The organism is Allomuricauda sp. CP2A (assembly GCF_001683915.1).
Lineage (GTDB): Bacteria > Bacteroidota > Bacteroidia > Flavobacteriales > Flavobacteriaceae > Flagellimonas.
Genome location: NZ_LXTT01000169.1, coordinates 43,188 through 52,474, shown reverse-complemented (window position 1 = coordinate 52,474; position 9,287 = coordinate 43,188). Strand labels below are relative to the sequence as shown.

Annotated in this window: 5 protein-coding genes; 1 reads left to right on the top strand and 4 read right to left on the bottom strand. The window is 43.1% G+C overall.

The features are described from left to right. Both A7D14_RS19335 and A7D14_RS19330 read right to left on the bottom strand, forming a co-directional pair. Positions 1-2,076 carry a PorP/SprF family type IX secretion system membrane protein gene (locus A7D14_RS19335; RefSeq protein ID WP_083158172.1) on the bottom strand — a complete coding sequence of 692 codons (2,076 nt, stop codon included), beginning with the start codon at positions 2,074-2,076 and terminating at the stop codon, positions 1-3. A 2-nt stretch (positions 2,077-2,078) separates the two neighbouring features. Next, a complete protein-coding gene (locus A7D14_RS19330) occupies positions 2,079-4,340 on the bottom strand; it encodes a gliding motility-associated C-terminal domain-containing protein (RefSeq protein ID WP_067038121.1) in 2,262 nt (753 codons plus the stop codon). A gap of 264 nt (positions 4,341-4,604) precedes the next feature. Between A7D14_RS19330 and A7D14_RS19325 the strand changes: the two genes are divergently transcribed. Beyond that, the gene (locus A7D14_RS19325) at positions 4,605-6,290 is read left to right on the top strand and encodes a glutamine--tRNA ligase/YqeY domain fusion protein (protein WP_067038119.1); all 1,686 of its coding nucleotides are present in this window, start codon (positions 4,605-4,607) and stop codon (positions 6,288-6,290) included. Positions 6,291-6,690: 400 nt separating this feature from the next. On the opposite strand, the gene A7D14_RS19320 is transcribed toward A7D14_RS19325, so the two are convergent. Both A7D14_RS19320 and gltX read right to left on the bottom strand, forming a co-directional pair. Then, positions 6,691-7,617 (bottom strand): SPFH domain-containing protein, encoded by a 927-nt coding sequence (locus A7D14_RS19320; RefSeq protein WP_067038117.1) that lies wholly within the window; start codon positions 7,615-7,617, stop codon positions 6,691-6,693. Between the two features lie 86 nt (positions 7,618-7,703). Beyond that, entirely contained in the window at positions 7,704-9,218 is a 1,515-nt protein-coding gene (gltX, locus tag A7D14_RS19315; RefSeq protein WP_067038115.1) for a glutamate--tRNA ligase, read from the bottom strand. Positions 9,219-9,287 lie beyond the last annotated feature (69 nt).

Here is a 9,287-nt window from a genome sequence, read left to right as displayed (position 1 = left end):
TTAGCTGTTGGTGTTTGGTTTTATTCGCATGATCCACATTTCGTCATCATACGAGGCATTTAGTTTGGAGTAGTATGAGGTTAGGGCATTGCTCCAGGTTTCGTGCCTTTTCAAGTACACGTACCTATGATTATCTTCAGGGTTGATGAAGTAACTGGCATTCAGCCCCTTGGCATTTAGTTCTTTTACAAAGCGGTTGGCGCTTGATGAGCTTTCAAAAACATTGGCAATGATATAATAGCCAGAGCCAATACCACCAATTTTGTAGTTACTGTAGGTGACTTTGGGTCTTCCGGATTTGTTTTTTGTCACATTTTTACGGAGTACATTATCATCGTACTTTGAGCTGTTTGTGTTGGCCGTGTTGGTATTGGTAAAACCACCAAAACCTTGGTTTCCATCATTGACGTTCATTACCCAAGCATCACCTTGATAGGCTCCGTTTAGGTTGGAATGATAGGCATTCAAGGCCTCTTTTTTCTCCTTGTAGCCATTCAAATACACATAATTGAGGCCATTTTTTGGGTTGATGAAGTACCCGGCATCAATACCTTCTGATTGCAATTTTTCCACAAAGGCCGTTGCATTGTCTTCATTCCTGAAAACGTTGGCAATTAAATAGTGACCGCTTGTAACATTTGGAATGTTATGCGATTTAAAATGGGTTTTTGAAGCCCTTTTTGCCCGTACTGTTTTGTCCTTTTTAACACCCGAAGTGCTGGCCATTCTGCTCTTGGCACCATCGTCATTCAAGCGAATGACCTTTTTGGCCGCAGTGGTATTGGAAAGGCCGTGATTGGACAACGGTTGTCTTTTCTGTGTAGTGACCAAATCCGCACTGTCCATATTGGCGAAATAGATTTCTTTGGCCTTTTCTTCCAATTGTGGATTTTCTCCACGGGTTTCTCGGCGGACCATCTTCATAACGGTTTCGAACCTTCGTTCCAAATCTTGTCTGCGCGTGGTTTCAATGGAATCCTGGCGCATAAGAAGCTCATCCAAAATGGCATCGTTTTCGGCCAATTTTTCTTGGAGCTGTGCAATCTCTAGGTCTTTTTCTGTGATGTTGAGGCTATCCTGTGGAACGTTTTCATTTTCCACGAGTTCTTCCCCTTCATTTTCAAGCATTACACGGTCTTCGGTAAGGTTGGGGGTAAAGGAATAGGCCAATGAGATTTCATGGCTTACGCCAAAGTTTTCAAAATTGTTGGTCAATCCTTTTTCAACGGTATATCCTAAGGAAAGGTTTTTGTTCAAATTGAACCCTAAACCAGCTGATGCTCCGTAGAAGTCATCATACCCTGCTTGTAACCAGCCCAGTTTGGGCAAATCCAAAATGAGGTTTCCACCCAAGACCAGATTCTCATCACCTACTTTTCTAACACGAGCCAGGGGCATTAATCGAGCCTGCTCCATAATGCCCGCCCCACTTTCAAACTGATGGGTATATTGTAGGTGTCCAGAATAGGTTTTATCAGCAAAATCAGTTACCGATTCGCTGGTTTTTAGATTATAATCAAATAGGTTTTCAGCGAAACCACCGATGTCAAAATTCCCAAATGATAAGTTGAATCCAGGTTGAAAGCTGACCAAGGAACTGCTTTCCAAGGTGTTCAAGAAAGGATCGTCCTCAACGGCATTGGCCCTGTTTTGGTTGAAGGCACTCTGGTAATAGGAGAAATTGGCTCCGAAGGTAAAAGCACTTTTTTCGCCCAAGCGCACGCCATAGGCATAGTTAGCATGTACACCAAAGTTGTTGAAAAGCCCTTCTCTGTTGGTAAACAAACTTAAACCAACACCACTTCTATCACTTACCCTACCACTATAACTCAAGAAATATACCTGATTGTTGTCATCAAAAGAAACCGATTGGTTTCTATGGAACAAATTGATATAGGACTTATCCTCACGAACCGTTGAAAAGGTTGGGTTCAATAAAAATCTATTGAACTTCAACAAGTTCTGTGAAGGAATGTTATAGGGTACAAAGGGATCCTCTTCCTGTCCGTGAACCATCGCGGAGAAAAAAAGTAGCAAGAAGGATGTAAGTAATAGTATCGGTTTTTTGGTGTGCATCGCTATTTAATAACAGTTATGGTGCCTTGTTTCAGGCTGTTACCTCCCCGTGTGATCTTGTAATAGAAAATCATACTGGGTTTATTGAACGCCATTGTTGATTGTGGCCAGTTGTTTTCGTAAGCTGTTTGACTAAATATTTGCTCTCCTCTTTCATTAAAGATGGTCACAAGTACATTCTGGTCTCTGGAATAGGTGTTGGGCAATACCCATAGGTCGTTTATGCCATCTCCATTGGCGGTGATCACATTGGGAATCGCAAACATATCACGGAAAGTGACCGTAATAAGCTTACTCACCGTACAATTGCCAAAGTTGGCCACTAACAAATACTCGCCCTCCTGTTGGAAGCCATAGGAGTCTTGTGTGCCAATAAGGTTGTTGTTGGCATCAAACCATTCGTAGGAATCAGCACCACTGGCCGTGATGGTTTCCGTTTCACCTTCAATAATGACAAGGTCTTTGGGCTTGTCCAATGCAAGTAAGGAGTCATCGAATGCCCGTATGGTTACCTCATTGGAGACAATGGGGCAATCATTGGTTCGTATAATTAGTTGATAAGCACCAACTTCATTTACGGTGTAGCTTTCAGATGAAGTATCCACGACCTGACCATCCTTTTTCCATTCAAAGGTTTGATCGGACAAATCTTGGGAGCTGGTCAAGGTTATGGCTTCGCCACCTTCACAAAGCACCGTTCCGTTGGCACTGATGTTCAAGCTTTGATTTGCGGATAATGTTACATTTAACGTATTGGAAGTAGCATTGAACCCATCCAAGGTTCCGTCTAATTTGTAAGCGCCATTTTTTTCATGGTTGGATACCGTGATGGTCTTGGATGTTTCACCACTAATGCTGGCGCCATCAAGTTTCCATTGATAGGCAAATGCTGATTCCAATTCGGAAGTAACATCGGTCTTGGCACCATTGTCGCTAACCGCATTGACAGCAGCAAGGCTTATGGTGGCATCGGTGTTTTCGCAATCGGAGTAAGCTCCAATGAACTCTATCTCCAATTCAAAAGAATCAGGGGAAACTATGGTTGTTATTTCAGAATTTTTAGGTCCAGAAGAACAGCTACCGCCATTTTCGGTCACTTCAGCATAATATTCACCCACTTCATTAATAACCAATGAGCTACTTGTAGCATTTGTAATGGGGGTACCATCTTTATACCACTGATAGGTTGGTGAACTTGCCGTTGTACTAACGGATAGTGTTTTGGTCTGGGACGGTAACAGAACAATGTTTTCCTCGTTCTGTCTGGATACTTCAAAGGAACCAGCACTTCTAAGAACGACCGCTGATGAACGTTCTGTACAGGCTGAAGCACCTCCTATTTGCACTTCGTAATCGCCTTCAAAGCCATCTACACTAGTATTTATGGCTAGGGTGGATGCCTCCAAAGTCGGCCCACTAATTATGTTTCCGTCTTTATACCATGTATAGGTAAGGCCCATACCGCTGATGTTGGCCTCAAGCGTATGGGGTGCGCCAGGACATAGTTCAATGTCGCTATCACCATTGATGGCAATGCCCATGCTGCTACCATTATTGATTTCAATGGTATTGGAGAGGGTATTGGCAGAACCGGAACAAACCGAACCGTAGTCCAATTCCACATAATACATCCCTGGGGTTGAAACGGTTATGCTTTCTGTTTTTTGCGCCAATAGGGTTCCACTTCTATACCAGTTGTACAGATATGTGTCCGCATTGGGAATATTGTGGGGCTTCAGGGTGACCGAGCCACCATCGCAAATTTGGATTACACCTCCCGCAGGGATGCTCCCGCTGCCATTTTCACTGATAAGCAAGGGCAGATTGTAGTCAATATAGAACATGGAATACGCATCAGAAGCCGGACTTGTTTTGGCCGGACTTGTGCTTCTAACCCTGAACTTGTAGCCTTCGCCCCGGATATCATCGGGAAGGGCAAATTCAAACTCAAAGTCAAAAACGGTGTTTTTGTCCGCTACTCGGGCCAATTCCCTTGGAGAACCAAAGTTTCCATAGGAATCAGAGAGCTCTAGGATGAACTCGTTGTTGGAGTCTACCAAGGGAGGACTCCACGTAAAGTTCACAAAGTATTCGTTGAAACTACCTGAGGCACATGCTGCGGTCCAGGCCGAATTACCGGCTAAGTTGGGGTTGTCCGCGGCTGTAGGTTTGTTGAGCACTTGGGCCACCAAGGAAGAGGTGCCCATTAGCAGCATTGCTATAGCAAGAACTAGAATGCCATACGTTGAACTACTTTTTTTCATCAGCGTTAGTTTTAAGAGGTTGTGGGCAATGTTTGCCCGTTAGTTTGTGCCCCTTAATTTCGTTAGTTCGTTGTAGCGCTGTTCTTGCGCCACTTTTTCATATAGCATTCCAATAACAAATATGATTTTTATTTCGTCGAAAGGAAAGATATTGTTGTAGGTGGCACCAAAAGTGTTGTGAAATGGCTTTCTTTGTATACACCAAGTGGCGAATAATAGCTATGAACACTGGTTTTTACTACATTTGCGCTTCAAATTTTGGATATGGCGGAAGAAGCTAAATCATTGAACTTTATAGAACACATCATCGAGGATGACCTGCGAAGTGGATACAAAAGGGATGAGCTGCGTTTTCGGTTTCCACCCGAACCCAATGGATATCTTCACATTGGTCATGCAAGCTCTATTTGTTTGAACTTTGGGTTGGGATTGCGGTATAATGCACCGGTAAACCTTCGTTTTGATGATACAAATCCCGCAAAAGAAGAGAAAGAGTATGTAGAAGCCATCAAAGAGGATGTGTCTTGGCTTGGTTATGAGTGGGATAGGGAGTGTTATGCATCGGATTACTTTCAGCAGTTGTATGATTGGGCCGTTGAGTTGATCCAACAAGGGAAGGCGTATGTAGATAGCCAAACTTCAGAGCAAATCGCGAATCAAAAAGGCACCCCAACTGAACCTGGTACAGAAAGCCCCCATAGAAATCGCTCGGTTGAGGAGAATTTACGATTGTTTGAAGGGATGAAAAATGGCGAATTCAAGGAAGGGGCCCATGTGCTTCGGGCGAAGATCAATATGGCTTCTCCCAATATGTTGATGCGTGACCCCGTTATGTACAGAATCCTGCACAAAGCGCACCATCGCACAAATACCGATTGGTGTATTTATCCCATGTACGATTGGACGCATGGCGAAAGTGATTATATAGAACAAGTCTCCCATTCCCTGTGTACATTGGAGTTTTTACCACATAGAGAGTTATATGATTGGTTTTTGGACCAACTGGTATCAAAAGACAAGTTGCGTCCAAAGCAGCGCGAGTTTGCCCGAAGAAACCTGAGTCATACCGTAGTGAGCAAGCGAAAATTGCTTCAATTGGTGCAAAACAAGGTGGTAGAAGGCTGGGATGATCCCCGTATGCCCACCATTTCAGGCTTGCGAAGAAGAGGGTATACCCCGGAATCCATCAAGAATTTTGCCGATACCATTGGAATTGCCAAACGGGAAAATGTGGTTGATGTTTCTTTATTGGAGTTCCATGTGCGGGAGCATCTGAACAAAATTGCCCCACGGGTCATGGCGGTTCTGAATCCGTTAAAGTTGGTCATCACCAATTACGAGGAGGGCAAGGAAGAATGGTTGGAAGCTGAAAATAATCCAGAGGACGAAGCAGCTGGCAATCGTAAAGTACCATTTTCCAGAGAGCTCTATATTGAGCAGGAGGATTTTAGGGAAGAGGCGAACCGCAAATTCTTTCGGTTAAAATTGGGCGGTGAAGTTCGCTTGAAGAACGGATACATCATCAAGGCCGAAAGTTGTACCAAGGATGCAGAGGGCAATGTTACTGAAGTCCAATGCACCTATGATCCAAAAAGTAAAAGTGGTTCAGGCACCGAGGAAAGTCTTCGGAAAGTGAAAGGCACCTTGCACTGGGTTTCCATTCCACATGCCATAACCGCCGAAGTTCGTTTGTATGACCGTCTTTTTAATGATCCCACCCCAGATGGACATAAGGACAAGGATTTCATGGATTTCATTAATCCGGATTCTTTGGAAAAGGTTACAGGGTATTTGGAACCGAGCTTAAAAGATGCCAACATCGGAGATCAAGTACAGTTTCAACGATTGGGATATTTTAATGTTGACAAAAACGCAACGTCCGATCACCTCATCTTCAATCGCACGGTTACCTTGAGGGACACTTGGGCCAAATTGGAGCAAAAAGATTAGCATAGATTTTTCTTATTTTATAACCTGCATACCATTTGGTTTGATTATTAAAAACGGCTTGTTTTAAGGCGTTTTGTTGAAGGTTTAAAAATTGTCAATCCAATTCTAAGTGTAGGTGTTCGATCATTAAGGAGAATGTACCTAAATGAAAATTCTAAAAATCAAGGTTGATAAATCAATTTTTTAAAGAATAGAACTTTGTTGGAATAGAAAGAGGTCTAAAAAGTCAATTTTCGTCAACCTGAACTTGTTTCAGGTTCTCATAATGATTTGTTTATCATTATGGTGAGATTCTGAAATAAATTCAGAATGACGTTTTTCAATATTTTTTAGACCTCTTTCTATGTAGTGTCACATCGAGCCTGCTTTTGTCGGCAGACTCGAATTGAATTGACATTGATTATTCTTCTTTCTTTTTGTTATGTTGCTTCATGGCCTCTCCAATTTGATTGCTTGCCGTGAAAGAAGCCACCATATTGTTCAGCATGTCACTTCCTGCTTGTGGTGAGTTGGGCAACAGGATCAAGTTGGTATTGGTTTCCTCACCAATAGCTTGGAGGGTATCGTAGTGCTGGGTCACCACAATCAAAGCAGATGCTTCCTGTGAGTTGATGCCCACCTTGTTCAGCACTTCAACGGATTCTTCCAAACCGCGGGCAATTTCACGACGCTGATCGGCAATACCCTGGCCTTGTAATCTCTTGCTTTCTGCTTCTGCCTTTGCCTTTTCCACAATAAGGATTCGGGCTGCATCCCCTTCAAACTGTGCGGCAATTTTTTCACGCTCCGATGCATTGATACGGTTCATGGCCGCTTTTACCTGGGCATCGGGGTCAATATCGGTCACCAAGGTTTTGATGATGTCGTAGCCATAATCCAACATGGCATCTTGCAATTCGGTTTTTACGGCAATGGCGATATCGTCTTTCTTTACAAAAACATCATCCAGCTTCATCTTGGGAACTTCGGCACGGACCACATCAAACACATAGGAAGTAATCTGGTCATGGGGATATTCCAGTTTGTAAAAGGCTTCGTAGACCTTTTCTTTAATGACCACATATTGCACGGAAACTTTTAGCTTCACAAATACATCGTCCAAGGTTTTGGTTTCCACAATGACATCCAATTGTTGAATTTTTAAACTGAGTTTACCTGCAATACGGTCCACAATTGGAATTTTCATCTGCAGCCCGGAGTTACGTATACTTTGAAATCTACCAAACCGTTCCACAAGAACAGCGGTCTGTTGCTTTACAATGAAGAAGAACTTAAAAAGAATGATAAGCCCTATAAAAAGAATCGGGATGAATAAATAATTGCCCATGGCCTTTAGATTTTTATGTTAGAAAGGGAAATTACGAAACTCCCCAACATATAAGTAGGCAACCGTCAAGTTTTGTTACACATTCGTCAATTGGGAAGGCTGGAAATGGCTTTTTGAATACGCAGAATACTTTCCTTTTTTCCGATGAGCTCCAAAATATCAAATAAATGAGGCCCTTTCATGTCACCTACAATGACCAAGCGAAAGGGAGGCATCACTTTTCCGAAGGAAAGTTCTTTTTTCCCGATCCAATCTTTAACGATGGTTTCAATGTTTGAAGAAGTAAAATCGTCAATGTTTTCCAAAAGAGACATCACCTCATTCATGATTTGTGGCGTATCTTCTTTCCATTGTTTTTTTACGGCCTTTTCGTTATAGGAAGTCGGACTTTCAAAAAAGTAATCGCCCAGCTCCCAAAAGTCGGCAACAAAACTTGCGCGTTCCTTGATCAGGGAAACGACTTTGGTAACGTATTTTTTATCGTTCCTAGTCTCGACTCCGCGCGACGCGACACTAGGATTTTTCATAAACAATTCTGCGAGCTCTTCATCGCTCTTACGTTGCAGCCATTGTTGATTATACCAATTGTTCTTTTCTGGGTCAAAACGCGCACCCGATTTGTGTACCCGGTCTAAACTGAAGGTTTTGACCAATTCTTCCAGAGAAAAGATTTCTTGTTCGGTTCCGGGGTTCCATCCCAAAAGGGCCAAGAAGTTCACCACGGCTTCTGGAAAAAATCCAGCTTCCCGGTATCCTTCGGATTCGTTCCACGACAATGGAAAAACTGGGAAACCTCCCTTTTCACCATCCCGTTTGCTCAATTTTCCTTTCCCCACAGGTTTCATGATCAATGGTAAATGGGCAAATTGTGGGGCATCCCATCCAAATGCGTTGTAAAGGAGTTGGTGCAAAGCCAAGGAAGGCAACCATTCCTCGCCCCGGATCACATGTGTAATTTCCATCAAGTGGTCGTCCACAATATTGGCCAGGTGGTAGGTGGGCATACCATCACTTTTGAACAAAACCTTGTCATCCAAAATGTTGGTGTCTATTTTGATTTCGCCCCGGATAATATCGTTCAACAACAGTTCTTCATCTTGCGGGGATTTAAAACGAATCACAAAATCCTCACCAGCATCTAATTTGGCCTGCACCTCTTCTGGGGAAAGGGACAGCGAGTTGGAAAGTTTTAATCGGTTATGCCAATTGTAGATAAAGGTTTTTCCCTTTGCTTCATGGTCTTTTCGGTGGAAATCCAATCGTTCTGCCGTATCAAAAGCATAATAGGCCATTCCCTTTTCAATGAGTTCCAAGGCGTAATTCTTGTATAGACTTTTGCGCTCACTTTGTCGGTATGGACCAAACTTGCCTTCTTTTCCGGGACCTTCATCAAAAGGGATTCCGCACCAGTTCAAGGCATCAATAATATACTCTTCGGCCCCTTCAACATATCGGTTTTGGTCGGTATCCTCAATACGAAGTATAAAATCGCCATTGTGCTTTTTGGCGAACAGATAGTTGAAGAGAGCGGTTCTTAGACCGCCAATATGCAAAGGCCCGGTTGGGCTGGGGGCAAATCGTACCCGAACTGTATTACTCATAGTTGATGCGCTTGGTTGGCAAAGATACATCCCCTGCCATGATTTGAAAAGGGAATAAGGCTCTGCTTT

Excerpts from the sequence above, each read along its gene's own strand:
- gltX (WP_067038115.1), bottom strand. The coding sequence starts at position 9,218 with ATGAGTAATACAGTTCGGGTACGATTTGCCCCCAGCCCAACCGGGCCT.
- A7D14_RS19330 (WP_067038121.1), bottom strand. The coding sequence starts at position 4,340 with ATGAAAAAAAGTAGTTCAACGTATGGCATTCTAGTTCTTGCTATAGCA.
- A7D14_RS19325 (WP_067038119.1), top strand. The coding sequence starts at position 4,605 with ATGGCGGAAGAAGCTAAATCATTGAACTTTATAGAACACATCATCGAG.
- A7D14_RS19320 (WP_067038117.1), bottom strand. The coding sequence starts at position 7,617 with ATGGGCAATTATTTATTCATCCCGATTCTTTTTATAGGGCTTATCATT.
- A7D14_RS19335 (WP_083158172.1), bottom strand. The coding sequence starts at position 2,076 with ATGCACACCAAAAAACCGATACTATTACTTACATCCTTCTTGCTACTT.